Annotated in this window: 24 protein-coding genes and 1 pseudogene; 20 read left to right on the top strand and 5 right to left on the bottom strand. The window is 43.1% G+C overall.

Annotation, left to right across the window (positions count from 1 at the left end):
- The first annotated feature begins 40 nt into the window (after window positions 1-40).
- From cdaA to PHA78_RS08155, 13 genes are all read left to right on the top strand, one after another.
- Window positions 41-895: a diadenylate cyclase CdaA gene (gene cdaA, locus PHA78_RS08215; protein ID WP_024419028.1), complete on the top strand. Its 855-nt coding sequence runs from the start codon at window positions 41-43 to the stop codon at window positions 893-895.
- Window positions 885-1,589, top strand: coding sequence for a CdaR family protein (locus PHA78_RS08210; RefSeq protein WP_002940535.1), 705 nt, complete (start codon window positions 885-887; stop codon window positions 1,587-1,589). Before cdaA ends, PHA78_RS08210 begins: the two co-directional genes overlap by 11 nt.
- Window positions 1,590-1,600: 11 nt before the next feature.
- Window positions 1,601-2,953: a phosphoglucosamine mutase gene (gene glmM, locus PHA78_RS08205; protein ID WP_272157959.1), complete on the top strand. Its 1,353-nt coding sequence runs from the start codon at window positions 1,601-1,603 to the stop codon at window positions 2,951-2,953.
- 49 nt (window positions 2,954-3,002) lie between these two features.
- Window positions 3,003-4,547, top strand: a complete 1,545-nt coding sequence (locus PHA78_RS08200) for an ABC-F family ATP-binding cassette domain-containing protein (protein WP_009910410.1) — start codon at window positions 3,003-3,005, stop codon at window positions 4,545-4,547.
- 161 nt (window positions 4,548-4,708) lie between these two features.
- Entirely contained in the window at window positions 4,709-5,137 is a 429-nt protein-coding gene (locus PHA78_RS08195; protein ID WP_024378775.1) for a cupin domain-containing protein, read from the top strand.
- A gap of 1 nt (window position 5,138) precedes the next feature.
- Complete coding sequence (locus PHA78_RS08190; RefSeq protein ID WP_024378776.1) at window positions 5,139-5,777, top strand: ABC transporter ATP-binding protein; 639 nt, start codon at window positions 5,139-5,141, stop codon at window positions 5,775-5,777.
- Window positions 5,774-6,535, top strand: a complete 762-nt coding sequence (locus PHA78_RS08185) for an ABC transporter permease (protein WP_024378777.1) — start codon at window positions 5,774-5,776, stop codon at window positions 6,533-6,535. The genes PHA78_RS08190 and PHA78_RS08185 overlap by 4 nt, the downstream gene beginning before the upstream one ends.
- 214 nt (window positions 6,536-6,749) lie before the next feature.
- Window positions 6,750-7,955: a serine/threonine transporter SstT gene (gene sstT, locus PHA78_RS08180; protein ID WP_024378778.1), complete on the top strand. Its 1,206-nt coding sequence runs from the start codon at window positions 6,750-6,752 to the stop codon at window positions 7,953-7,955.
- 204 nt (window positions 7,956-8,159) lie between these two features.
- Entirely contained in the window at window positions 8,160-9,560 is a 1,401-nt protein-coding gene (gene pepV, locus PHA78_RS08175; RefSeq protein WP_024378779.1) for a dipeptidase PepV, read from the top strand.
- Between the two features lie 307 nt (window positions 9,561-9,867).
- A complete protein-coding gene (locus tag PHA78_RS08170) occupies window positions 9,868-10,326 on the top strand; it encodes a GNAT family N-acetyltransferase (protein WP_099780141.1) in 459 nt (152 codons plus the stop codon).
- Window positions 10,313-10,915, top strand: coding sequence for a uracil-DNA glycosylase family protein (locus tag PHA78_RS08165; RefSeq protein WP_099780142.1), 603 nt, complete (start codon window positions 10,313-10,315; stop codon window positions 10,913-10,915). The genes PHA78_RS08170 and PHA78_RS08165 overlap by 14 nt, the downstream gene beginning before the upstream one ends.
- Before the next feature lie 33 nt (window positions 10,916-10,948).
- Window positions 10,949-11,734, top strand: coding sequence for a TPM domain-containing protein (locus tag PHA78_RS08160; protein ID WP_099780143.1), 786 nt, complete (start codon window positions 10,949-10,951; stop codon window positions 11,732-11,734).
- Between the two features lie 15 nt (window positions 11,735-11,749).
- Window positions 11,750-12,331 carry a LemA family protein gene (locus PHA78_RS08155; RefSeq protein ID WP_099780144.1) on the top strand — a complete coding sequence of 194 codons (582 nt, stop codon included), beginning with the start codon at window positions 11,750-11,752 and terminating at the stop codon, window positions 12,329-12,331.
- A 32-nt stretch (window positions 12,332-12,363) separates the two neighbouring features.
- On the opposite strand, the gene PHA78_RS08150 is transcribed toward PHA78_RS08155, so the two are convergent.
- A complete protein-coding gene (locus PHA78_RS08150) occupies window positions 12,364-13,440 on the bottom strand; it encodes a hypothetical protein (protein ID WP_099780145.1) in 1,077 nt (358 codons plus the stop codon).
- A 110-nt stretch (window positions 13,441-13,550) separates the two neighbouring features.
- Complete coding sequence (gene mnmE / locus PHA78_RS08145; RefSeq protein WP_272157957.1) at window positions 13,551-14,924, bottom strand: tRNA uridine-5-carboxymethylaminomethyl(34) synthesis GTPase MnmE; 1,374 nt, start codon at window positions 14,922-14,924, stop codon at window positions 13,551-13,553.
- Window positions 14,925-15,974: 1,050 nt separating this feature from the next.
- Between mnmE and rpiA the strand changes: the two genes are divergently transcribed.
- The 6 genes from rpiA to glgP all read left to right on the top strand — a co-directional run bounded on the left by rpiA (window position 15,975) and on the right by glgP (window position 22,515).
- On the top strand, window positions 15,975-16,649 hold the full coding sequence (rpiA, locus tag PHA78_RS08140) for a ribose-5-phosphate isomerase RpiA (RefSeq protein ID WP_029185448.1): 675 nt from the start codon (window positions 15,975-15,977) through the stop codon (window positions 16,647-16,649).
- A gap of 326 nt (window positions 16,650-16,975) precedes the next feature.
- A complete protein-coding gene (locus PHA78_RS08135; RefSeq protein ID WP_249548169.1) occupies window positions 16,976-18,187 on the top strand; it encodes a phosphopentomutase in 1,212 nt (403 codons plus the stop codon).
- On the top strand, window positions 18,187-18,543 hold the full coding sequence (locus PHA78_RS08130) for an ArsC/Spx/MgsR family protein (RefSeq protein WP_104930708.1): 357 nt from the start codon (window positions 18,187-18,189) through the stop codon (window positions 18,541-18,543). The genes PHA78_RS08135 and PHA78_RS08130 overlap by 1 nt, the downstream gene beginning before the upstream one ends.
- Before the next feature lie 11 nt (window positions 18,544-18,554).
- Window positions 18,555-19,364 (top strand): purine-nucleoside phosphorylase, encoded by an 810-nt coding sequence (locus tag PHA78_RS08125; RefSeq protein ID WP_014638303.1) that lies wholly within the window; start codon window positions 18,555-18,557, stop codon window positions 19,362-19,364.
- 32 nt (window positions 19,365-19,396) lie between these two features.
- Entirely contained in the window at window positions 19,397-20,110 is a 714-nt protein-coding gene (gene deoD, locus PHA78_RS08120; protein ID WP_104930709.1) for a purine-nucleoside phosphorylase, read from the top strand.
- 137 nt (window positions 20,111-20,247) lie between these two features.
- Window positions 20,248-22,515, top strand: coding sequence for a glycogen/starch/alpha-glucan family phosphorylase (gene glgP, locus PHA78_RS08115; protein ID WP_272157956.1), 2,268 nt, complete (start codon window positions 20,248-20,250; stop codon window positions 22,513-22,515).
- A 321-nt stretch (window positions 22,516-22,836) separates the two neighbouring features.
- Here the strand turns inward: glgP and PHA78_RS08110 are convergent, their stop codons facing one another.
- From PHA78_RS08110 to PHA78_RS08100, 3 genes are all read right to left on the bottom strand, one after another.
- Entirely contained in the window at window positions 22,837-23,214 is a 378-nt protein-coding gene (locus tag PHA78_RS08110; protein WP_024375896.1) for a type II toxin-antitoxin system HicB family antitoxin, read from the bottom strand.
- A 35-nt stretch (window positions 23,215-23,249) separates the two neighbouring features.
- Entirely contained in the window at window positions 23,250-23,441 is a 192-nt protein-coding gene (locus PHA78_RS08105) for a type II toxin-antitoxin system HicA family toxin (RefSeq protein ID WP_024375895.1), read from the bottom strand.
- Window positions 23,442-23,609: 168 nt separating this feature from the next.
- Complete coding sequence (locus tag PHA78_RS08100) at window positions 23,610-23,798, bottom strand: hypothetical protein (RefSeq protein ID WP_238595224.1); 189 nt, start codon at window positions 23,796-23,798, stop codon at window positions 23,610-23,612.
- An 87-nt stretch (window positions 23,799-23,885) separates the two neighbouring features.
- Between PHA78_RS08100 and PHA78_RS08095 the strand changes: the two are divergent.
- Window positions 23,886-24,521 (top strand): annotated as a pseudogene (locus PHA78_RS08095) (site-specific integrase); the annotation flags it as partial.
- Window positions 24,522-24,846: the final 325 nt, after the last annotated feature.

The raw sequence follows: 24,846 nt of genomic DNA, 5'->3' as shown, positions 1-24,846 counted from the left end.
GGTACATTACTATGTATGAGTTAGAAAGTATGAGAATGATATGTTAAACCTAAACCAGTTACTGGATACAGGGTATTGGTCGAGTTTGATAGCCAGTCCTTGGACCGCACTGTTGCACCTAATTGATATTAGTATAGTTGTTTATTTGATTTATAATTTTAGTAAGTCTATTGCAGGTACTAAAATTATGACATTGATTCGAGGGGTTTTTCTCTTCATTATTTTCCAGATTATAGCGAGTTTATTCGGTCTGCAGACTATTGCTTGGTTGATCAATCAGGTTATCACCTATGGAGTGATTGCTGCAGTTGTGATTTTTGCTCCGGAATTACGGGCCATGCTTGAGAGGTTAGGGAGGACAACTCAGATTTTTGGGACAAATACAGTGAGTGCAGAAGAAAAGTTAATTGTTGCTTTTCTCAAATCGGTTGCTTATATGTCTCCGCGTAAAATTGGTGCACTTGTGGCAGTAGAACAAGCCCAAACATTGCAAGAATATAGAGCAACGGGGATTCCACTCAATGCGGATATATCGCAGGAATTGTTAATAAATATTTTCATCCCGAATACACCGCTACATGATGGGGCTGTAATTGTCAAGGAAGACAAGGTAGCTGTTGCTTGTGCTTATTTGCCCCTGTCAGAGAGCGCAGGAATTTCAAAGGAATTTGGAACACGACATCGTGCAGCCATTGGCTTATCGGAGGTATCTGATGCGTTTGTATTTATTGTTTCTGAAGAAACTGGCAGTATCTCTATTGCACGAAACGGGATATTTAAACATGATTTGACTTTGGATGAGTTTGAAGCAGAGTTGCGAGCGACTTTTATTTCTGAAAATGTAGAGAAGAAGTCCATCTGGAAGCGATTAGGAGGTGGCAAACATGAACGATAAGTTTAAAGCTGTAGGTCACTTAGCCTTATCTATTTTTCTAGCATTGTTGCTCTTTTTCTATGCAACAACCACCAACTATAAAAATTCAGAAACAGCTGCACAGAACACGGAGTCAGAAACCTATGTTCACACACTGAGCAATGTACCGATTGAGATTGAATATGATACAAACAAGTATTTTATTTCCGGATTTTCTTCGACGGTAGCAGTTGAATTAAGGGGCTCTAATCGTGTTCTCCTACAGAGAGAATCCGATGAGTCAACTCGGACGTTTCAAGTGACTGCGGATTTGAGAGAGTTGAGTGATGGGACACAGACTGTCAAGCTACAATTGACCAATTTGCCAGCAGGAGTGAGTGCCACACTAGCACCTGATGCGATTACCGTTAAGATTGGTAAAAAAGTTAGCAAGGCATTCCCGGTAGCTGGTAGAGTCTATAGTAATCAATTGGCAGAGGGTTACAGTCTGTCTAAGGTTTCAGTCAACGTAGATACCGTTAAAGTGACAACGGATGAAGAAACAATGGCTAAGATTGATCAGGTCGAAGCTGTTGCGATGGATGTGAGCAATCTGTCTGAGAATTATAGTGGTACAGCTAAATTACAGGCTGTAGATAGCGACGGCAATGTCTTGCCAGTTGTACTGTCTCAGACGGAAGCAAATATGCAAATTATACTTACAAAAACAAAATAAGAGGTTATGCAATGGGTAAATATTTTGGGACAGATGGTGTCCGTGGAGAAGCAAACGTAGAATTAACGCCAGAATTAGCATTCAAATTGGGTCGTTTTGGTGGTTATGTCCTTAGCCAGCATGAGACGGATGTTCCTCGTGTCTTTGTGGCGCGTGACACACGTATCTCAGGTCAAATGTTAGAGGCTGCCTTGATTGCAGGACTTCTATCAGTAGGGATTCATGTGTATAAATTGGGAGTTTTGGCGACACCGGGTGTTGCCCACCTAGTCAAAACTGAAAAAGCAAGTGCAGGTGTCATGATTTCTGCAAGTCATAACCCAGCGCAAGATAACGGTATCAAATTCTTTGCTGGTGATGGTTTCAAATTGGATGATGCATTGGAAGCAGAGATTGAAGCTCTCTTGGATGCTGAAGAAGATACACTTCCTCGCCCATCTGCTAAAGGTCTAGGAGATGTGGTCGATTATCCAGAAGGTCTGCGTAAATACGAATCCTTCCTTGTTTCAACAGGTATTCAGCTAGAAGGTATGAAAGTTGCCTTGGATACTGCCAATGGCGCTGCCTCAACCTCTGCTCGTCAAATTTTTGCGGATTTAGGTGCTGATTTGACCGTTATGGCTGAACATCCAGACGGTTTGAATATCAATGAGGGTGTTGGTTCAACTCATCCTGAAAAATTGCAAGAACTGGTCAAGGAAACAGGTAGTCAAATTGGACTTGCCTTTGATGGTGACAGTGACCGCTTGATTGCCGTCGATGAAAATGGTGATTTGGTAGATGGCGACCGCATCATGTATATCGTCGGCAAGTACTTAGCAGACAAGGGGTTACTTGCTAAAAATACCATTGTGACCACAGTTATGTCCAACCTTGGTTTCCATAAGGCTTTGGATCGTGAAGGTATTGAAAAAGCAGTGACCGCAGTTGGTGACCGTTATGTGGTGGAGGAAATGCGTAAAGGTGGCTACAATATTGGTGGTGAGCAGTCAGGACATGTGATTCTGATGGATTATAACACCACAGGCGACGGCCAGTTGACTGCTGTGCAATTGACCAAAATCATGAAAGAAACTGGTAAGAAGTTGTCAGAATTGGCAGCAGAAGTGACCATTTACCCACAAAAATTGGTCAATATCCGTGTGGAAAACAGCATGAAGGACAAGGCTATGGAAGTGCCTGCTATTGCCGCTATCATTGAAAAAATGGAAGCAGAAATGGCTGGCAATGGTCGTATCTTGGTTCGCCCAAGTGGTACCGAGCCCCTCTTGCGTGTCATGGCAGAAGCGCCAACGGATGCTGAAGTCGATTACTATGTCGATACCATCGCAGATGTGGTACGTGCGGAAATTGGTTTGGATTAAGAAAAAGACAGAGACTGGAAGGATTTCCAGCCTCTTTTGTGAGGAAATTATGAGTATTTTAGAAGTAAAAAATTTAAGTCATGGGTTTGGTGACCGCGCGATTTTTGAGAATGTCTCCTTCCGTCTTTTAAAAGGGGAGCATATTGGTCTTGTCGGTGCCAATGGAGAAGGGAAATCGACCTTCATGTCTATCGTGACAGGTCAATTGCAGCCAGATGAAGGTAAGGTTGAATGGTCACGTTATGTAACGGCAGGTTATTTGGACCAGCATGCTAAACTAGAAAAGGGTCAATCAGTCCGTGATGTCTTGCGGACAGCATTCGATGAACTCTTCAAGACAGAAGCTCGTATCAATGACATTTACATGTCTATGGCAGAAGAGGGTGCCGATATGGATGCCCTCATGGAAGAGGTTGGTGAGCTGCAAGACCGTCTGGAAAGCCGTGATTTCTATACGCTTGATGCCAAGATTGACGAAGTAGCGCGTGCGCTTGGTGTCATGGACTATGGCATGGACAAGGATGTTACGGAGTTATCAGGGGGACAACGGACTAAAGTTCTTTTGGCAAAATTGCTCTTGGAAAAGCCTGACATCTTGCTTCTGGATGAGCCGACCAACTACTTGGATGCTGAACACATCGACTGGCTCAAACGCTACTTGCAGAACTATGAAAATGCCTTTGTCTTGATTTCGCACGACATTCCTTTCTTGAATGATGTGATTAATATTGTCTACCATGTGGAAAATCAACTCTTGACCCGTTACACAGGTGATTATTATCAATTCCAAGAAGTCCATGCCATGAAGCGGGCTCAGTTGGAGGCAGCTTATGAGCGCCAGCAGAAGGAAATCGCAGACTTGCAGGACTTCGTTAACCGTAACAAGGCCCGTGTTGCGACTCGAAACATGGCCATGTCTCGTCAGAAGAAATTGGACAAGATGGAGATTATTGAGCTTCAAGCAGAGAAACCAAAGCCATCATTTGATTTCAAAATGGCTCGGACACCAAGTCGTTTTATCTTCCAAACGACTGATTTGGAAATTGGTTATGACCGTGTCTTGACACGTAAACCGCTCAATCTGACCTTTGAACGCAACCAGAAGATTGCCATTGTCGGTGCCAACGGTATCGGTAAATCTACTCTTCTTAAAAGTTTGCTGGGGATTATTCCACCGCTGGGCGGTTCTGTGGAGCGCGGGGAGTATTTGGAACTAGGCTATTTTGAGCAAGAAGTAGCTGGTGGCAATCGTCAGACCCCGCTGGAAGCCGTTTGGGATGCCTTTCCAGCCCTTAACCAGGCAGAAGTGCGGGCTGCCTTGGCTCGTTGTGGTCTGACTTCCAAGCATATCGAAAGCCAAATCCAAGTCCTTTCAGGTGGTGAGCAGGCCAAAGTTCGTTTCTGTTTGCTTATGAACCGTGAAAACAATGTCTTAGTTCTGGACGAGCCGACCAACCACTTGGATGTGGATGCCAAGGATGAACTCAAACGTGCCCTTCAAGCTTATAAGGGCTCAATTCTCATGGTCTGCCACGAGCCTGATTTCTATGAAGGCTGGGTGGACGATGTATGGGATTTTAATGAATTGACTTAAGAAACATGCTGCCGAAAGGTGGCTTTTTCTGCACTCGTTTCCTAAGTATTGTCTGAAAATTATAATGTTTCTAAATAAGCTTGACAAGTACTTCAAAAGGAGTATAATTAGAATTGTTCTAAAGAAAGTTTGGAATGATTATAATTTAGAGGTAAACAATTATGACAACAAAAGACTACGGAAAAGCTCCATTTGTAACCAATATTGAAACAGCAACGCTCGAAAATACTAACTACCGCACGGCCCTTTGGACTGGAGAACTCTTGCAAGTTACCCTCATGTCTATCCCGGTCGGTGGCGACATCGGTGCAGAGGTCCACAATGAAAACGATCAGTTCCTCCGCATTGAGCAAGGCCACGGCCGTGTTATCATGGGCGAATCAGCTGACAAGATTACGCTTGATACGGAAGTTGGACCAGAAGACGCCATTTTGATTCCAAACGGTGTCTACCACAATGTCATCAACATCGGCCAAGAAGACCTAAAAATCTACTCTATTTATGGACCAGCCCACCACGCTCATGGGACAGTTCATGAAACCCAAGCCATTGCTATCGCTGCTGAAGAAGCAGAAGAGCACGGTCATTAAGATGAACATTTTTCAACTTCAATCTGTCGGCTTATCAGATAATGATAAGTCGATTTTAACGGACATTAGTTTTACCGTTGCAGAAGGCGAGCGACTAACCCTGGTTGGACCTTCGGGCAGTGGCAAAAGCTCTATCTTAAAACTCTTGGCAGGATTGACATCCGCGACCAGTGGGACAATTTTCTTTCAGGGGCGGGACATAGCAGAGCTGGATATGCCGACTTACAGGAGAGAAGTTTCCTATTGTTTTCAACAGCCAGTTCTCTTTGGCCAGACCGTCCAAGACAATCTCCAGTTTCCCTATGCCATTCGCCAGCTGGCATTTGACCAGACCAAAGCCCTCAAGGCTCTGGAGTCTGTCCATCTAGCTCCAGAATTTTTAAGCAAGAAAATCACAGAACTATCAGGCGGAGAAAAGCAGCGAGTTGCCCTCATCCGTAATCTACTCTTCGAGCCAAATGTATTACTCCTGGACGAAATCTCTGCAGGCTTGGACGCTGAAACCAAGGCCATTGTCAACAAGCTCTTGGTAGACTACCAAGCTGCTGGAAATACCCTGATTGAAGTCACTCATGACCAGTCAGAGATTGATGCAGCCCAAAAGATTCTGAGAATAGAAGGAGGTCGGGTCCAAGTATGAACGTTTCAGTAGATAATCTATCTCTAGCCCTTGTATTCGGGCTGGTTCTGGTTGCTATGGGCATCAGTCAAAAGGAAAAACTGGGCTTGACCAAGGATATTTTCATGGCCGTTGTCAGAACTGTCCTTCAGCTGATTTTTGTCGGCTACATTCTCAAGTTTATCTTCCAAGCCTCCAATGTCTTTCTCAGTTTGGCAATGGTTTTGATTATTCTTTACAATGCCAGTGTCCAAGCCAACAAACGCAATCCCAATAGTAAGAAATCCCTGCTTCATCCCTTTCTAGCCCTGCTTGCTTCGACTGGTCTGACTCTGACAATCCTGATTTTATCAGGGGCAATTCAGCTTATTCCTTCGCAAGTCATTCCCATTTCGGGGATGTTGGCAAGTAATGCCATGACGGCCATCGGCCTGTCCTATCGGGCTATGTACAAGTCTTTCACAGATAACCGCCAACAAGTTTTGGAAAAACTAAGTCTGGGAGCAACTGTTAAATTAGCTTCACAGGATATCTTACGAGAGGCTATCAAAACAGGTATGCAACCCACCATTGATTCAGCCAAGACAGTCGGTCTAGTCAGCCTACCTGGAATGATGTCTGGTCTGATTTTTGCAGGAGTAGATCCGGTCCATGCCATTCGCTATCAGATTATGGTCATGTTCATGTTGCTGTCTGCGACCAGTCTGGCTTCAGTAATCGCATCCTACGCAGCCTACCAGACCTATTTTACAGACAGGGCCCAGTTGGAGTTTGAATAAGAATACCTTTTTAACTACATGTGGAGTGACCACATGTAGTTTTTATATCTTAGAACGGTATTCACAAGTGAAGTGCTTTAATATATGAAATAGTTTTTTGAGGGAATAATGACTGTATGTTGAAAAAACTCTTAGCCCATACTCATTTTTTATTCTATTGACCAAGCTTCGTTTTTCTGCTAATATGGAAAAATGTTTGTTTGGAGGTAATTGTTTGAAAAATATAATTTCTATCTGGAAAAAGATGAGTTTAATACGGAAAATCAGTATTGGGGTCGTATTAGGATTAGTCTTGGGATTGAGTGTTCCTCAGTTCACGATGATTTCTCTCTTGGGAAGTCTCTTTGTTGGCGCTTTAAAAGCCATTGCACCACTGTTGGTGTTGACACTAGTTGCCCACGCTCTTTCCCAGGCACCAGAAGGTCAGAAAAATAATATTCGGACTATTCTCTTCCTATACTTAATTGGTACTTTTGCGGCAGCCTTCATTGCTGTAGGAGCAAGCTATTTATTCCCTATTAAACTAGTTCTTTCTACTACAACGACTACGGACATTACCCCTCCACAAGGTATTGCTGAAGTATTCCAAGATTTGTTATTGAAAATAGTCGACAATCCGATCAATGCTCTTGCAACAGCTAATTATATTGGTGTTTTGACATGGGCGGCAGTGTTTGGCTTGGCCTTTCGGAACGCTAGTCAACACACCAAGGATTTATTGCAATCAACAGCAGAAGTGACTTCTAAAGTCGTCAGTTGGATTATTGGACTAGCACCTTTCGGTATCTTAGGATTAGTTTTTGATACAATTGCAAATAATGGATTGGCAGCTCTTAAGAATTACGGAGCTCTATTACTAGTATTAGTTGGTTGCATGGCTTTTGTCGCTCTGGTGGTCAATCCATTGATTGCCTTTCTTGTTATGAAGAAAAATCCTTACCCGCTGGTATTTGAATGTCTTCGAGTTAGCGGTGTAACTGCCTTTTTCACAAGAAGTTCAGCAGCTAATATTCCTGTCAATATGCAGCTCTGCAAACGTTTAGGAGTGGATCCAGATACATACTCAGTATCCATTCCGCTCGGTGCCACAATTAATATGGCTGGCGCAGCTATTACAATTAATATTTTAACTATGGCTGCGGTACATACACTTGGTATCACAGTTGATTTCAGTTCGGCCCTTCTTTTATCTGTTGTCGCATCTCTCTCAGCTGCAGGTGCATCAGGTGTAGCGGGAGGCTCGCTTCTCCTCATTCCAGTAGCATGTAGCCTATTTGGTATTCCAAATGAAATCGCCATGCAGGTTGTTGGAGTAGGATTTGTAGTCGGAGTGATTCAAGATTCTTGTGAAACAGCCCTCAATTCATCGACCGATGTCTTGTTTACAGTTGTAGCAGAACGCTCTGCCTGGAAAAAATAGAAAGAAGTTGGGTGACCAACTTTTTTTCTTCGCTTTACTTCTGAAATCTCTTTCATTTTGTGATAAAATAGACTTACTTTGATATAGTCTTTTGGTTTACTTTTAGAACTAGGCAACGAGCCGCAGGCATAACTGGAGTTAGGCAAGGTGAGTTAACGAAGTAATAAAAGATAAACCAAATGACGATACTGAAAAGGAGAACATATGACAGTAGATTTTAGAGCAGAGTTTGACAAACGCAAAGATGAGTTTCTAGCGGATCTCTTTGACCTCCTCCGCATCAATTCTGAGCGTGACGACAGCCAGGCAGATGCCCAGCATCCATTTGGACCTGGTCCAGTACGTGCCTTGGACAAGTTTCTAGAAATCGCTCAGCGTGACGGCTATCCGACTAAAAATGTCGATAACTACGCAGGTCACTTTGAATTTGGCGAGGGCGACGAAGTCCTCGGTATCTTTGGTCACTTGGACGTGGTGCCAGCAGGAAGCGGTTGGAACACTGACCCATACGATCCGCAAATCATTGACGGCAAGCTCTTTGCCCGCGGATCTTCTGATGACAAGGGACCAACCATGGCTTGTTACTACGGCTTGAAAATCATCAAGGAATTGGGCCTTCCGACTTCTAAAAAAGTCCGCTTCATCGTCGGTACCGACGAAGAGTCAGGCTGGGCGGACATGGATTACTATTTCGAGCATGTCGGGCTTCCCCTGCCAGATTTCGGATTCTCTCCAGATGCTGAGTTCCCGATTATCAACGGCGAAAAGGGCAATATCACAGCTTACTTGCATTTTGCGGGGGAAAATAGCGGAGCTGCTAAACTGCATTCCTTCACAGGCGGTTTGCGTGAGAACATGGTGCCTGAGTCTGCGACAGCTATTATTTCTGGAGACCTTGCAGATCTGGACCGCAAGTTGGCAGATTTCACAGCAGCCTATGACCTAAAAGCTGACGCGGAAACCCTTGAAAACGGACTGGTACAAGTGACCGTCATCGGAAAATCAGCCCACGGTTCAACCCCAGAAGAAGGTGTCAACGGAGCAACCTATTTGGCAAAATTCCTCAGCCAATTCGCCTTTGACGGAGCAGCCAAAACTTATCTTGACTTGGCAGGACAAGTCCTTCTGGAAGACCACGATGCCCAAAAACTCGGCGTAGCTATCTACGACGAGCAAATGGGAGCTCTTTCTATGAACGCTGGTGTCTTTAAGTTTGATGAAACCTCATCTGATAACACCATTGCCCTCAACTTCCGTTATCCAAAAAATACCAACCCTGAAACCATCAAGGCTGGTTTGGAAAAACTGGGCGTGGAAGCTGTTAGCCTGTCTGAGCATGGCCATACCCCACATTACTGCCCAATCGATGACCCAATGGTCGCAACCCTCTTGTCTGTTTACGAAAAACACACAGGCTTGAAAGGCCACGAACAAGTGATCGGTGGCGGAACATTTGGACGCTTGCTCAAACGTGGCGTTGCCTACGGATCCATGTTCCCAGGAGATGTCAACACCATGCACCAAGCCAACGAATTTATCGAAGTTGAGCAACTCTACCGCGCCGCTGCCATTTACGCAGAAGCTATCTATGAACTCATTAAGTAATACATGAGAGGCTGGGCAAAAAGCCTAGCACCACTTTTCAGAGTTCGTGTCAACATCTCAGCGCAGTGGTTGATTGGCAGATTTGTTCGTGTTTTACACTTCAAATCTGACCATTACGACTGTTGCGAACAAAGTTCGCTTCATCTCCAACCTCAAACTGTCTCCCAGACAGTTTGAGCTGTGCGGGGGTGGGAGTGAAACAGTCTGGGAATAGACTGTTTCAGCTCAACAACTAGAAATAAAGACTTGTTGACGAACTCTTTTTTTACTAGTCGAGTTCTTTCCCACTCCCTTTTTAGGAGGAAATATGGAACTGAAAGAACTTTGTTTTTCAGACATGGGAATGGTTAAAGAATTATTTTTATCTGTTTTCAGCCAAGAACCTTGGAATGATGATTGGTCAGATGGGGAGCAATTAGATTGCTACATAGGCGATTTACTGGGACACCCAAGAGCACTCTGTTTTGGCTTGTTTGACCAGGAAAAATTGATAGGGCTGTCACTTGGTTACATTCGCTATTGGTATGAGGGGACCGAATACCGAATTGAAGAGTTCTGCATTTCCCGTGATTACCAAGGACGAGGAATTGGTAAGGACTTTCTAAAAAGAATTGAGGAGCAGCTGGTCGAGAGAAAGATTGTGCATATTCTCCTGCAAACCGAACGCAACCTTCCAGCCTATTTTTTCTACCAAAAATATGGTTTCCGAACCTTAGAAGAAGATGTGACCATGGTCAAGAAAGTAGGACATCGTGGAACTTGCTGATATTCGTCAAGCCATCATTGAGGATGTTGCTAACCGAGACTTTACGAACAAGGGAATAGACCCCCTTTTCCAAGCCCCTTCGACCGCAAAAATTCTCATTATTGGACAGGCGCCTGGCTTGAAAACCCAGGAAAAAGGGCGTTTATTTGACGACGCCAGTGGTGACAACCTTCGTAAATGGTTGGGCGTGGATCGTCAGACATTTTATGAATCGGGTCATTTTGCTATTCTTCCTATGGATTTCTATTATCCAGGAAAAGGGAAGTCTGGGGATTTGCCGCCTCGCAAGGATTTCGCTCCCAAATGGCACCCGCTTATTCTGGACCAACTGCCAGAGCTTGAACTGACCATATTGGTAGGCAATTATGCTCAAGAATATTATTTGGAAAAATCCCAAAGGAACCTGACGGAGAGAGTGAAACATGCAGATGATTACCTTCCCACCTATTTTCCGTTGCCTCATCCCTCCCCAAGGAATAATATCTGGCAGGCAAAGAATCCCTGGTTTCAAGCTGAAATTATCCCTCAATTACAAAATATACTTATGCAAATACTTGAAAAACAAGGTAAAAATGATACAATAATATAAAGATGTTGTTTCTACCTTCAGAGGAGGTGCCGTATGAAAAAGTATCTGTTCTATTTATTAGGTTTCTTGCTTTTATTGTTCAGTCTAGGTCTGCCTAGCCTGGCACAAGCTGAGGGAATTCCAGACCGTCCTATTGCTACGACGGTGGTTGATGAAACCAATCTTCTTTCCAGTGAAACCATCGCCAGCATTGACCAGCTCAATCAGACTTGGGCAGCTAGCGAGCAACAACTGCAGGTTGGGGTCTATGTGACTGAAAGTCTTTCAAGGGATATTGAAAGTCTGGCAAACGAAACCTTTCGTGCATGGCAGGTTGGCTTTGCTGGGACAGACAATGGTATCCTCTTGGTGATTGCCATAGACGACAGGGAGTTTCGGATAGAGACCTCCGACAATGCTGCCACGGTGTTGACAGATGTGGAAGCCAAGGACATTCTAGATAATGCTAGAGAATTTTTCCGTCAGGAAGACTATAATGGCGGAGTGACCTACATTGTCCAATCCATCGGAGATCGCTTCTACGGGACTAGTCTGGGTCAGGAACAACTGGCAGCCATGGAAGAAAGGACCAGTGCGGAAAGTGATAGTTTTGTATTGTTTTTAATTCTAATACTAATCTTCATAATTTTTGGAATTATTGATAAGGCTAGCCGTGGTCGAGGCGGTGGTCCAGGTAATCTGCTTTGGATGTTGGTAGATGACCACCATCATTACCACAACAATCATTCTTCCCATTCTTCATCATCTTCATCATCCTATGGTGGAGGTGGTTGGTCTGGCGGCGGTGGTGGCGGTGGCGGAGCCTCATCTGGTTGGTAAGAAAGGAAAATGTTTATGAAAAAGAAATGGTTAGCCATACTAATCCCAGTTTTCGCTCTGCTATTTTTAGGAATGGGCGCAGTTGGGCAATACAATGGCTTAGTTGACAGTTATGCTGAGGTTGAAAATGCGCAAGCCAATGTAGACACACAGTTGCAACGTCGCTATGACTTAATACCCAATGTAGTCGCAGCTGTCAAAGGCGCCATGGAGCATGAGGAAGAGATTTTCACAGCCATTGCGGATGCACGTGCGAAAATCGGTTCCAGCCAAGTAGGGACCAGTGACTACAATCAAGCCCAAAGCCAGCTGGATTCGGCTGTGTCTCGCTTGCTGATGGTGACGGAAAATTATCCGCAATTAACAGCCAACCAACAGGTATCTGACCTCATTACCGAGCTAGAGGGGACTGAAAATCGGATTTTAGTTGCCCGCAAGGATTATAATGCGGTAGCAACTGCCTATAATAAAAAAATCAAACGGTTCCCGACGTCCATCTACGCCAACCTATTTGGCTATGAAAAAGTCGACCTGTTCCAAGCTAGTACTGATGCGGCGACAACCGCGCCAAGTGTGGATTTACAAGATGAAGAATAAAGAACTCGGCTCCCTGAGCCGAGTTCTTTATTTTATGGATTGATCCAAACACCAGAAACGTAGTCTTCTGACAGAGTGGTTTGGTTGATAATGTTTTTAGCCTCCATATCATAGATAAGGAGTTGATTTGCCAAAATAATCAGTAAGCGCTTGTCATCAATTTGACGGATATGGTCGATGTAGTGGGGACGGGGATTTAAGTCCTTCAAAGTATGGTAGGATTGCTCGCCAGTTTGGGTATTGTAAATAGTAAAGGAAAGCGGGCTAAACATGCCATTTTGATGCTCGATGAGAAGAAGGTTTTTGTCTTTGAGAGCATGGAGGGTGCTTGGTGAAGGGTGCTCTAAAACTACGGACGAAAATGTTTTTGTTTTTGTGTCAAAGGTCAGGAGTTCATTAGGAACTTGCCCATCTTCGTATTCTGGAGCTCTCTTGCCAAAAATAGTGAGATAGATGGTTCCATTGACCAACAGTCCATCGCCTGTTGCAATGCTATTGTCGTACTTGAATATTTCTTGTTTCGAAAAATCTTTCTTATCAAATACAATCAAGACATTTTCTTCTGTCCCGTCTTGGTTCAATTCTCTAACCACCCCTGTCAAATATACAGAAGTATCATCCACATAGACTGGGGCATGTAGGATGAAGTCATCATTGAGGACAAGCGTTTGAATGGCTTCAAATTGCTTATCGAATTGCACCAAGTGGTGATAGGCTCCTGCTGTATAGAAAGATTGCCCATCTGTGCCACTGATCGAGGTACTATGTTTGCTAGGCTTACGCAAAACAGTCCCATCCTGAAAGTCAATGGAAATGAGATTATCATGGATAAATTTCTGATGGTCATTGCCAAAGACCAGATAGCGATCTTCGAGGATGTAATTTTTACCTGAGCCAAAATAGCCTTGAGAATTCATCTTTTGGGTATGAAGTAGTTCTGGCTCTTGACCATTTAGCTGAAAGGCTTCGACCTTACCGGGATAAACCAAGTAGAAATCAGCATTCTCAGTTAAGCTTATTTTGTTGTGCTGGTAGGCGTAGAGTTTCCAGCCGATAAAGGGAAAAACAAGACAGGATAGAAGTGCAATACAGATGATGATTTTTTTCATGGAAAGACCTCCTCTCTATAGTTTAGTATATCCTAAATGGTAAAGATAATCAAATATTTTTGTGTTAATATAATAAAAATCATGCAAGATTTCTTACATGACTTTTGATTTTATTTTCCAAGACAGAATTGGCTAAAGAGTTGGGTAATGAGTTCATCTGGAGCAGCGTCACCTGTGATTTCTCCCAAAATTTGCCAACAGCGGGTCAGGTCAACCTGTAACAAGTCAACAGGCATGCCCATTTCAAGACCGTCATTGACAGCTTGCAGGCTTTGGACGGCTTGCTCAATGAGGGAAATGTGGCGAGAATTGGAGAGGTAGGTGGCATCTTGCTCTACCAGACCAGCATTTTCAAAGAAGAGCTGGTTGATTTTTTCTTCGATTTGGTCGATGTTTTGGTTTTTCAAGACAGAAATGCGAATGACATCCTCAGGCAGCTGGTCTGCTTCAATCTTCTCTTCCAGGTCGGTCTTGTTGAGTAGGACGATACGGTTGGCCATATCGGAAATGGCTAGGAGGTTACGGTCTTGCTCGGTCAGAGGCTCAGATGCGTTGAGGACTAGTAGGATGAGGTCGGCCTCCTCAAGGGCTTTTTTAGACCGCTCCACACCGATTTTTTCAACGATGTCGTCTGTTTCACGGATACCTGCTGTATCAATCAGCTTGAGGGGGACGCCTTTGATGTTGACGTATTCTTCGATAACGTCGCGTGTTGTTCCAGCGATGTCTGTAACGATGGCTTTTTCCTCGCGGAGAAGATTATTGAGTAGGCTGGATTTTCCCACATTGGGACGACCGATAATGGCAGTTGAGATGCCTTCTCGCAGGATTTTTCCACGGCGGGCGGTACGGAGGAGATTTTCCAACAGGGCTTGGAACTGGAGGGTTTTCTCACGGACCAGCTCTGTCGTCGCCTCCTCGATGTCGTCGTACTCGGGGTAGTCGATGTTGACCTCGACCTGTGCCAGCGTGTTGAGAATCTCCTGGCGCGTGTCGTTGATGAGCTGGGAGAGGGAGCCGTCAAGCTGGCGGACGGCATTGTGCATGGCCTTGTCAGTCTTGGCACGGATGACATCCATGACGGCCTCGGCCTGGGTCAAATCCACACGGCCGTTGAGAAAGGCCCGCTTGGTAAATTCGCCCGGCTCAGCCATTCGAGCACCCTGGCGAATCAGGAGTTGGAGGATTTCGTTGGTAACGGCAATCCCCCCGTGGGTGTTAATCTCAATGACATCTTCGCGCGTGAAGGTTTTTGGAGAACGCATGGCTCCAATCATGACTTCGTCCAGCACTTGCCCTGTCGCAGGGTCAATAATGTGGCCGTAGTTGAGGCTGTGGCTGGGTACAGTCGCCAAGTCCTTGCCCTTGAAAACCTTGCTGGCAATGGCAAAAGCGTCCGTCCCAGACAGGCGGACAATCCCGATAGCGCCCTCACCGAGAGGAGTTGAAATGGCTGTTATTGTATCGAATTCTTTGGTGATCATAATAATGTGCTTTCTAACTAGAATCTGTATTTACAAGTAAAGTGCTTTTAGAAAAGAGATAGTTTGTCGCTAATCAAGGCAGTTTTTTGGGGGATGGGCTCAAGCCCAGCCCCACTTCTCAGGGTTCGTGTCAACATCTCAGCGCAGTGGACTGTTAAAGGTGTGTACAACAAATCTCCGCAGTTCGTGTTTCATATTCCAAATCTGACATCTACGAGTGTTGCGAACTTTGTTCGCTATATCTCCAACCTCCAAAGGTTCCCCAAACCTTTGGAGCTATGCGGGGGTGGGAGTAAAATAGTCCGATGGAGTGAAACAGTTTGGGGAACTGTTTCAGCTGGTCACCTTAAAACTAGAAAGTGACCATAGAGGCCGAAGCTACTGTATTGGAAGTGAGTGGAACTCTTTTGGTGACCAATTGAGTTCTTTCTCACTCCAAAAAAACTAACGATGAATAGCTGATAAACTAGCCTTAGATGGAAGTGCTGAACTGTGAATACAGGTTTAAATCTTACTTATAAGTTTAACATGGAATGATAAAAAAAGCACAGATGAGGGATGAGGAGTGCAGAAATGTATTGAGAGGGCAATAAATATAGTAATTAATTTGAGAAGATAATTTGATGGAAATACAAAAAGTGTTGCTATTAATTTAGGTTAACTATGTTATAATAGAAACATAAAAATTTAAGAAAACCGAAGGGTATCAAATTTCTGAACGAGATGGGGCGAGAACACTGGTTGATGATGACCGCTATCGTATTGACGGATTGCCGTTCTTTAATGAGGCGGTAAGCAAGGATGAGGTTAGGGAAGAGTTACGTAAATTGTAATGTAGGAGAATATTATGGTAAAAAGGATTGATAATCTTGACCAGATAAAACATGATATTGACTCCTTTTTCCCAAGTCTTATGATTGAAAAATAATTTCAGCATTAGTCACTATGCACATATTGTAGTCTTTGCTGTCTGAAGTTTGAGTTGTTATTTTGAACTGCTGTCTTAGCTGTGGTATAATTGTTTCATGAATGACTTCAAAGGAGATAAAGATGACAAATCTTAAAGAGCAGGTTGGGATTAAGGCGGCGGAATTTGTGACGGACGGGATGATTGTTGGGCTGGGAACTGGTTCGACGGCATACTATTTCGTGCAGGAGATTGGCCGCCGGGTTGCAGAAGAAGGGCTACAGATCACAGGCGTAACGACCTCTCATGCTACGGCAGAACATGCTGCGTCCCTTGGGATTCCACTAAAAAATATCGACGAAGTCGAATATGTGGACTTAACGGTGGATGGAGCAGATGAGGTGGATGGGGACTTTAATGGGATTAAAGGCGGTGGTGCAGCGCTTCTCATGGAGAAAGTGGTAGCAGTCAATAGTAAGGACTGCATCTGGATTGTCGATGAGTCTAAGGTGGTAGATACCCTAGGTGCCTTCAAGTTGCCGGTGGAAGTCGTGCAGTACGGAGCGGAAAATCTTTATCGATTCTTTGAGAAAAAAGGGTATCGTCCAAGTTTTCGTATGCGTAATGGAGAAAAACATATCACGGATATGCAGAACTTTATCATTGACCTTGATTTGCGCAGAATAGAAGATACATATGCATTGGCGGAAGAATTGGATCGGACCGTCGGTGTTGTAGAACACGGTCTCTTTATTGGATTGATTTCCAAGGTAATTGTCGGTACACCAGAAGGACCGAACCTCATCGAAAAGAAATAAATTGAAAACGCTTCTCATTTTGGTACAATGAGAGGCTTTTTTATGGTATAATGAAAACACGAACGTTTAGACTCTTCAAAAATCTATCCCCTTACCTCGTAGCAGTCAGACGATAGGTACTGAAAAAGCGATAGCTGAACAGCAGGCAGTGAAGCGAGTAACAGTATCTAGTTTTGATAGTTAGGAAGTTTGATGCCGAGAGCTTTGACTGTATAAGTATTGCCCCCATTAAAATGTTTAGATGTGGTAACGATAATTTCCAGTCTAGCAACTTGGTTGGATGTTGATTTTGGTTGAATCTAACTATTCAAATAAAGGAGACAATTATGCCTAAATTTAAACGTGTTCACTTGGTAGTTATGGACTCTGTCGGAATCGGCGCAGCACCAGACTCAGATAAATTTTTCAATGCGGGTGTAGCAGATACAGAATCTGACACACTCGGCCACATTTCTGAAAAAGCTGGGCTTGCAGTGCCAAATATGGCAAAAATTGGTCTTGGAAATATCCCTCGAGATACAGCGCTTGCGACAGTTCCTGCTGAAAGTCATCCAACTGGCTACGTGACCAAGCTGGAAGAAGTGTCGCTCGGAAAAGACACCATGACAGGCCACTGGGAAATCATGGGCCTCAATATTACTGAGCCATTTGATACATTCTGGGATGGTTTCCCTGAAGAGATTTTGACAAAAATCGAAGAATTCTCAGGTCGTAAAATCATCCGCGAAGCAAACAAGCCGTATTCAGGTACAGCTGTCATTGATGACTTTGGCCCTCGCCAAATGGAAACTGGGGAGTTAATCGTCTATACCTCCGCAGACCCTGTGCTTCAGATTGCAGCCCACGAAGATATTATTCCACTTGATGAGTTGTATCGTATCTGTGAATACGCTCGTTCCATTACCCTTGAACGCCCAGCTCTTCTTGGTCGGATTATTGCCCGTCCTTACGTTGGTGAGCCAGGCAATTTCTCACGAACTGCCAACCGTCACGACTATGCAGTATCACCGTTTGAAGCAACAGTACTCAACAAACTGGCAGATGCGGGTGTACCAACCTACTCAGTTGGTAAAATCAGTGATATTTTCAATGGTTCAGGTATTACAAATGATATGGGTCACACCAAGTCCAACATGCACGGTGTCGATGTGTTGATTGATACTCTGAAGTTATCAGACTTCGAAGAAGGTTTCTCCTTCACAAACTTAGTTGACTTTGATGCTGTGTATGGTCACCGTCGCAATATCGAAGGCTACCGTGATTGCTTGCAGGAATTCGATGCCCGTATCCCAGAGATTATTGACAATATGCGTGAAGATGACCTGCTCTTGATTACTGCAGACCACGGCAATGATCCATCCTATGCTGGAACAGATCACACACGCGAATATGTGCCACTCTTAGCATATAGCAAGGCTTTCAAAGGTAGCGGTGTCTTGCCAGTAGGCCATTTTGCGGACATTTCAGCAACCGTTGCGGAAAACTTCGGAGTGGACACAGCAATGATTGGCGAAAGCTTCTTGGAGAAACTAATTTAATGGAGAAGCTAACGGTCTATATCAATCCCGACTGTAGTAAGTGTAAGAAATTACAAGTCTTATTACCTAGTCAAAACTTAGATATCAAGTGGGTCAATTATTTAGAAAATCCTTTGACAGAGGCAGAATTGACAGCTCTTTTGAAAAAAATGGGCAGTCAACCTTCAGCAGTTACTCGATTGAAGGAAGAAGAACGACTAGCCTTGTCAGAAGAAGAAATCTTTGAGCGTTTAGTTAAAGAGCCTGCTCTTCTCAACCGTCCCATTATCGAGCGAGAGCAGACAGCCTTTCTCTGTCGTCCACTTGAAATCATTAAAGAAAAAATGCCAGAATATGACTGGTCGGATTATTTATAAAAGGAGAAAATATGAGTTTACTTGCAAAAATCAATGAAACAAAAACGTTCTTAGAAGAAAAAGGTCTGGTAAAACCTGAATTCGGTTTGATTTTGGGTTCTGGCTTGGGTGAATTGGCCCAAGAAGTTGAAAATGCCATTGTCATCGACTATGCAGATATTCCAAACTGGGGCAAGTCAACAGTTGTAGGTCATGCTGGTAAGTTGGTGTACGGTGATTTGGCAGGACGTAAGGTCTTGGCTCTTCAAGGTCGATTCCACTTCTACGAAGGAAATCCGATGGAAGTTGTGACTTTCCCAGTCCGTGTCATGAAAGCTCTTGGTTGTGAAGGCGTGATTGTTACTAATGCCGCAGGTGGTATCGGTTACGGTCCAGGTACTCTCATGGCCATTACAGACCACATCAACATGACTGGCCAAAATCCATTGATTGGCGAAAACTTGGAAGAATTTGGTCCACGTTTCCCAGATATGTCAAATGCCTATACAAAAGAATACCGTGAAAAAGCCCATGCCATTGCGGAAAAATTGGGTATCAAGTTGGACGATGGTGTCTATCTCGGTGTGACAGGCCCTACCTATGAAACACCTGCTGAAATCTTGGCCTTCAAGACTATGGGTGCCCACGCAGTCGGTATGTCAACAGTACCAGAAGTTATCGTGGCAGCTCACTCAGGTATGAAAGTTTTGGGTATCTCTGCTATCACAAACTTTGCGGCTGGTTTCCAATCTGAACTCAATCACGAAGAAGTTGTAGAAGTAACCGAGCAAATCAAGGGCAACTTCAAGGGCTTGGTGAAAGCTATCTTGGCTGAGTTATAAGCATTCGAAAATAGAACAAAGAGGTACATTACATGTCTATCCATATTTCCGCAAAACCAGGCGAAATCGCTGATAAGATTTTGCTTCCTGGTGATCCGCTTCGTGCTAAATTTATCGCTGAAAACTTCCTTGAAAATGCAGTTTGCTTCAACGAAGTTCGCAATATGTTCGGCTACACAGGTACCTACAAGGGTCATCGTGTCTCTGTCATGGGAACAGGTATGGGAATGCCTTCTATCTCTATCTACGCCCACGAGCTTATCAATGACTATGGCGTGAAAAAGCTAATCCGTGTAGGAACTGCCGGTTCGCTCAACAAGGATGTCCATGTTCGTGAATTGGTTTTGGCGCAAGCAGCCGCAACTAATTCTCGTATGATCAATATTGACTGGCCAGAGTACGATTTGCCACAAATCGCTGATTTTGGTCTTTTAGATAAGGCTTATCATATCGCCAAAGAACTCAACATGACAACGCATGTTGGCAATGTTTTATCATCAGATAGTTTCTATTCTCCAAAATTGTTTAGTCGCAACTTAGAATTAGGTCAACTAGGTGTCAAGGCAGTCGAAATGGAAGCAGCAGCCCTCTACTACTTGGGTGCTAAATTCGGCGTAGAAACGCTTGCCATTATGACTATTTCTGATAGTTTGGTCAATCCAGAAGAAGATACCACAGCAGAAGAGCGTCAAAACACCTTCACAGATATGATGAAAGTTGGTTTGGAAACTCTGATTGCAGAATAAAAAAATAGGCAAACTATTTATGCAATTTTGTATAATAGCTTGTCTTTTTTTTATAAATAGGGTATAATTAAGAAAACGGTTACAAATAAAGAGTGAAATCTTTCTGAATGATTACATTAATATACAGGAGAAACCTTATGATAAATTTACAAAATTTTGTTCAATCTATGTATGCTAAACGTATTGAGGATTGTACAGACCAAGAACTCTATTACGCCTTACTTGCTTTTACAAAACAGCAGAGTGAAGCTAAGTATACAAATGACCAAAAGAAAAAGGTCTACTATATTTCAGCAGAGTTCTTGATTGGTAAGCTCTTGTCCAACAACCTGATTAACTTAGGTGTCTATGACGAGGTGAAGAGCCAGTTAGCTGCTGCAGGTAAGGATTTGATTGCTATTGAAGACATGGAGCTTGAACCGTCTCTTGGTAATGGAGGTTTGGGGCGCTTGGCTGCCTGCTTCCTTGATTCAATTGCTAGTCTAGGTCTTAACGGTGATGGGGTCGGCTTGAATTATCACTTTGGTCTTTTCCGCCAGTTGTTTGAATATCATCAGCAGTCAGCAGTGCCAAACGAGTGGATTACGCCACGTTCATGGTTAACAGAGTCACCGATTTCTTACCAAGTGCCATTTGCTAACTTTACCTTGACATCTAAGTTGTATGACATCGATGTACCTGGTTATAAAATGGAACGGAAGAACCGCTTGCGTTTGTTTGACCTTGGTTCAGTTGATGATAATATCATCTACGATGGTATCGAGTTTGACAAAGAAGACATTTTCCGTAACTTAACCCTCTTCCTTTATCCAGATGATTCGACCGATGAAGGTAAAGTTCTGCGTATCTTCCAGCAGTATTTTATGGTGTCTAACGCTGCGCAACTATTGATTGACGAAGCAGTTGCTAAGGGGTCAAACTTACATGACCTGCCTGATTATGCTGTTGTTCAAATCAACGATACTCACCCATCACTTGTTATTCCAGAATTGATTCGTCTTTTGGAACTTCGTGGCATTTCATTTGATGAGGCAGTTGAAATTGTTAAGAAAATGACTGCTTATACCAACCATACCATCTTGTCAGAGGCGCTGGAAAAATGGCCGCTTGACTTCTTGAATCGTGTAGTACCTCACTTGGTGCCATTTATTGAAGAGCTGGATCGTCGTGCCAAAGAAGTGAAGGATGATCCTGCTGTCAATATCATCGATGAACATGGCCGTGTTCACATGGCCCACATGGATATTCATTATGGTTATTCTATAAATGGGGTGGCGGCACTTCATACAGAGATCTTGAAAACTTCAGAGTTGAAAGCCTTCTATGAGCTATATCCTGAAAAATTCAATAATAAGACAAATGGGATTACCTTCCGTCGCTGGCTCATGCATGCCAACCCAAGTTTGGCAAGTTACCTAGATGGCCTACTTGGACATGGCTATCATCACGATGCTAGCGAGTTGGAAAAACTTTTAGAATACAAGAATGATAAGGAACTGAAATCTTGGTTGGATAAAAACAAGCAACACAACAAGCGTAAATTACAACGTCATATTGCTAAAACTCAAGGTGTTGAAGTTAATCCAGAGTCCATCTTTGACGTGCAAATCAAGCGAATGCACGAGTACAAGCGTCAACAGATGAATGTCCTCTATGTTATCCATAAGTATTTGGATATCAAGGCAGGTAATATCCCGACTCGTCCATTGACTGTCTTCTTTGGTGGAAAAGCGGCACCAGCTTACACTACAGCACAAGACATCATTCATCTGATTTTGGTCTTGTCACAGGTTATCAAAAATGACCCAGAAGTGGCACCACATTTGCAGTTAGTTATGATTGAAAACTACAACGTAACGGAAGCCAGCTTCATCATTCCAGCGGCAGACATTTCTGAGCAAATTTCTCTTGCATCTAAAGAAGCTTCTGGTACTGGTAACATGAAATTCATGCTCAACGGCGCCTTGACTATTGGTACAGATGACGGTGCCAACGTGGAAATTCATGAATTGGTCGGCGATGAAAATATCTACATCTTCGGTCAAGATAGCCAGACTGTTATCGACCACTATGCAAATGGAACTTACCATCCATATGCCTTCTACGAACGTGAAGCCATCCGTCCATTGATTGATTTCATCACTTCTGACACCATTCGTCATGCTGGTGGTATCGATGAACGTCTATGGCGCTTACAGGATAACCTCAAGCACAATGACCACTTCATGACCTTGCTGGACTTGGAAGACTACATTGCAACCAAGGAAAGAATGTTGGCAGACTACGAAGACCGCGACAGCTGGTTGGATAAGGTTATCGTCAACATTGCCAAAGCAGGATTCTTCTCATCAGACCGTACTATCCAGCAGTACAACGAAGACATCTGGCATTTGGAAGCGAAATAGAAACTAAAAATGACCTTGCGGGGTCATTTTTTGTGTTCTGACTTTGAAAGTATGAGTTGTTGTGGAATTGAAATTTGACTAACGTTTGAGAGTGTTATAACTCCCAAACTTGTGATTTTACTGGTTTTTTAAAAAATCGTATCTCTTTATATTTCCTTATGTTCCCCCTCAGGGTGAACAAAAAGGTGAACAAATTTTACAATGAAAAAAAGGTTATCAAAGGGCGATAACCTCAAAAATTTTATGAGTTTAGCAGGCAAGTAACTAGCGTATCGAATTGATGCGCTTTTTTTGATCGCTGGTAAGTGTATTATATCATGTTTACACTTGTAATCGTGTTTCTAAAGCCGTTGTTAAAATTTCCGAATAGTTCAAACCCTCACGGTCTGCCAATTTTGTTAACCATTCAGGCACTGTCACATTCTTTCTAATTGCTTTATTATTCTTAATATACGGTGTTGGATCAGCTTGTATCATTGAAACAAAGCCATCAGGAGCGCTTAACTCCTTTATATCGCTTACTTTTGGTAACTCCATCCCCTCATCAATATAAAGGGCAATAGAGCTTTCTAAAAAATCACGGGCATTGTACATAGCTTCCTCAAGGTTATCCCCTTGAGTACCACCACTAAACTCTGGGAACTCCACCCAATAACCTTGTTCATCTTTATGAAAAATAGCTGGGTAAGATTTTAACATGTTTCTACCTCCAAAAGCGAAAAAGGAGGGGCATTTCAAAGTAGCCCCAAATCTCTCAGGATTTTCTTTTCTAGCCCTTTGCCCAAGTCCTTGTTTCCATGAACTGGGATTGTGACTATTTTTGAAAATCCTTCTTTTTTGAAATGGTGGTGACTTCCATTAACTCGGATTTCTTTCCACCCGTTAGCCTCTGCAAGTTTTGCCATTTCTTTTCCAGTAAGTGGCATAGCGCTCTACCTCCTTACATTATTTATTATATACACATTATGCGCATTTGTCAAATTCTTTTATCTTAAAAACTTCAAAAAGGGAAAATTGTGCACGGAAAGGGCCGGCGTTGTGGAATCACGAACAAACCCACCCCCGATTAAAAAATTGGGGGTATTTTGCGAATATTAGCCCTGTCCGTCTTTATACTGCAATAGTTCCCCATTCTTAAATATACAAGCAAAGTCTAACAAAGCTGTTTGTAATGCTTCGTAAAACATAGACTTTCCCATGTAAAAACTTTCATAGAGTACCAAACCTGTTTTCTGACGCTTGATATACTTCTCTGTAAGTATGTCACTGTGTAACTTATCCAAGTTTGAGATAGCTCGCTCTATTTCATCCACTTCCTGACTTACTGCGATAGCATTCAGTAATCTATCTTCTTGCGTGCTTCGGGTCGTCAGGCGGTCAGGTTTATCGAACCTGAACACTTAAAACAGTTTCTCGATTATGCTGAACAATTAGCAAGTAGGAACTTTACCAAGTATTACCAATATGTTATTTTTAAGTTATTACTTGCCACTGGTTGTCGTATTGGTGAATTGTCTGCCCTTGAATTGTCTGATATTGACCTAGAAGCTGGTACAATATCAATCAGTAAAACCTATAGCATGGAACTACACATTATCGGGACAACAAAGACAAAGGCGGGTACCCGTATTATCAGCATAGACAAAAAAACAGTTCTCTTGCTGAAACAATATCAAAATCGTCAACGCTTGATGTTTCTTGAGGTTGGCGCGTGTGCTCCTGGTGTTGTCTTTGCGACAACTTTAAGGGAATACCTCCCACGGGTTTCACTACAAGAAGTTATAAATTGTCGGTGTAAGGCTTTGGGTATTCCTCGTTTTACTTGTCACGCATTCCGCCATACCCACGCTAGTTTACTGTTGAACGCTGGTATCACTTATAAGGAATTACAATATAGGATCGGTCATTCCAATATCGCTATGACTTTAGATACATATGGTCACCTATCCAAAGACAAGGAAAAAGAAGCGGTTTTATATTACGAAAAAGCCATGAATAGTCTTTAGGGTGAACAAAAAGGTGAACAAATTACAAAATCAACTAAATACAAGGTGCTAGAAACTGCATGAAATCAACGTTTGAAAGGATAAAAGAAAAAATATTATGAAAATCCGTGGATTGGATAGTCGAGTGAATTAAAAACAGGACATATCTAATACTCAATAAAAATCAAAAATAGAATACTAAGGTCAATTTCTATGTGTAAAATTTCAATATCTAAGCTCAGATTGGAAATCATAGATTTTGACTAGCCATTCTCTTTTCGACAACTTCAAAATTGAAATTCTCTATATACAATTTGATTAGTAGATAGCTAATTTTGATTTTAAA

Source organism: Streptococcus sp. HN38 (assembly GCF_028335765.1).
GTDB lineage: Bacteria > Bacillota > Bacilli > Lactobacillales > Streptococcaceae > Streptococcus > Streptococcus suis_P.
This window is presented reverse-complemented; position numbering and strand designations above follow the sequence as displayed.

Coding starts and splice junctions, on each gene's coding strand:
- glmM (WP_272157959.1), top strand. CDS start 1,601: ATGGGTAAATATTTTGGGACAGATGGTGTCCGTGGAGAAGCAAACGTA.
- glgP (WP_272157956.1), top strand. CDS start 20,248: ATGATAAATTTACAAAATTTTGTTCAATCTATGTATGCTAAACGTATT.
- PHA78_RS08125 (WP_014638303.1), top strand. CDS start 18,555: ATGAGTTTACTTGCAAAAATCAATGAAACAAAAACGTTCTTAGAAGAA.
- PHA78_RS08135 (WP_249548169.1), top strand. CDS start 16,976: ATGCCTAAATTTAAACGTGTTCACTTGGTAGTTATGGACTCTGTCGGA.
- PHA78_RS08170 (WP_099780141.1), top strand. CDS start 9,868: ATGGAACTGAAAGAACTTTGTTTTTCAGACATGGGAATGGTTAAAGAA.
- mnmE (WP_272157957.1), bottom strand. CDS start 14,924: ATGATCACCAAAGAATTCGATACAATAACAGCCATTTCAACTCCTCTC.
- rpiA (WP_029185448.1), top strand. CDS start 15,975: ATGACAAATCTTAAAGAGCAGGTTGGGATTAAGGCGGCGGAATTTGTG.
- deoD (WP_104930709.1), top strand. CDS start 19,397: ATGTCTATCCATATTTCCGCAAAACCAGGCGAAATCGCTGATAAGATT.
- PHA78_RS08210 (WP_002940535.1), top strand. CDS start 885: ATGAACGATAAGTTTAAAGCTGTAGGTCACTTAGCCTTATCTATTTTT.
- PHA78_RS08150 (WP_099780145.1), bottom strand. CDS start 13,440: ATGAAAAAAATCATCATCTGTATTGCACTTCTATCCTGTCTTGTTTTT.
- PHA78_RS08185 (WP_024378777.1), top strand. CDS start 5,774: ATGAACGTTTCAGTAGATAATCTATCTCTAGCCCTTGTATTCGGGCTG.
- pepV (WP_024378779.1), top strand. CDS start 8,160: ATGACAGTAGATTTTAGAGCAGAGTTTGACAAACGCAAAGATGAGTTT.
- PHA78_RS08105 (WP_024375895.1), bottom strand. CDS start 23,441: ATGCCACTTACTGGAAAAGAAATGGCAAAACTTGCAGAGGCTAACGGG.
- PHA78_RS08155 (WP_099780144.1), top strand. CDS start 11,750: ATGAAAAAGAAATGGTTAGCCATACTAATCCCAGTTTTCGCTCTGCTA.
- PHA78_RS08130 (WP_104930708.1), top strand. CDS start 18,187: ATGGAGAAGCTAACGGTCTATATCAATCCCGACTGTAGTAAGTGTAAG.
- PHA78_RS08195 (WP_024378775.1), top strand. CDS start 4,709: ATGACAACAAAAGACTACGGAAAAGCTCCATTTGTAACCAATATTGAA.
- cdaA (WP_024419028.1), top strand. CDS start 41: ATGTTAAACCTAAACCAGTTACTGGATACAGGGTATTGGTCGAGTTTG.
- PHA78_RS08200 (WP_009910410.1), top strand. CDS start 3,003: ATGAGTATTTTAGAAGTAAAAAATTTAAGTCATGGGTTTGGTGACCGC.
- PHA78_RS08190 (WP_024378776.1), top strand. CDS start 5,139: ATGAACATTTTTCAACTTCAATCTGTCGGCTTATCAGATAATGATAAG.
- PHA78_RS08160 (WP_099780143.1), top strand. CDS start 10,949: ATGAAAAAGTATCTGTTCTATTTATTAGGTTTCTTGCTTTTATTGTTC.
- PHA78_RS08110 (WP_024375896.1), bottom strand. CDS start 23,214: ATGTTAAAATCTTACCCAGCTATTTTTCATAAAGATGAACAAGGTTAT.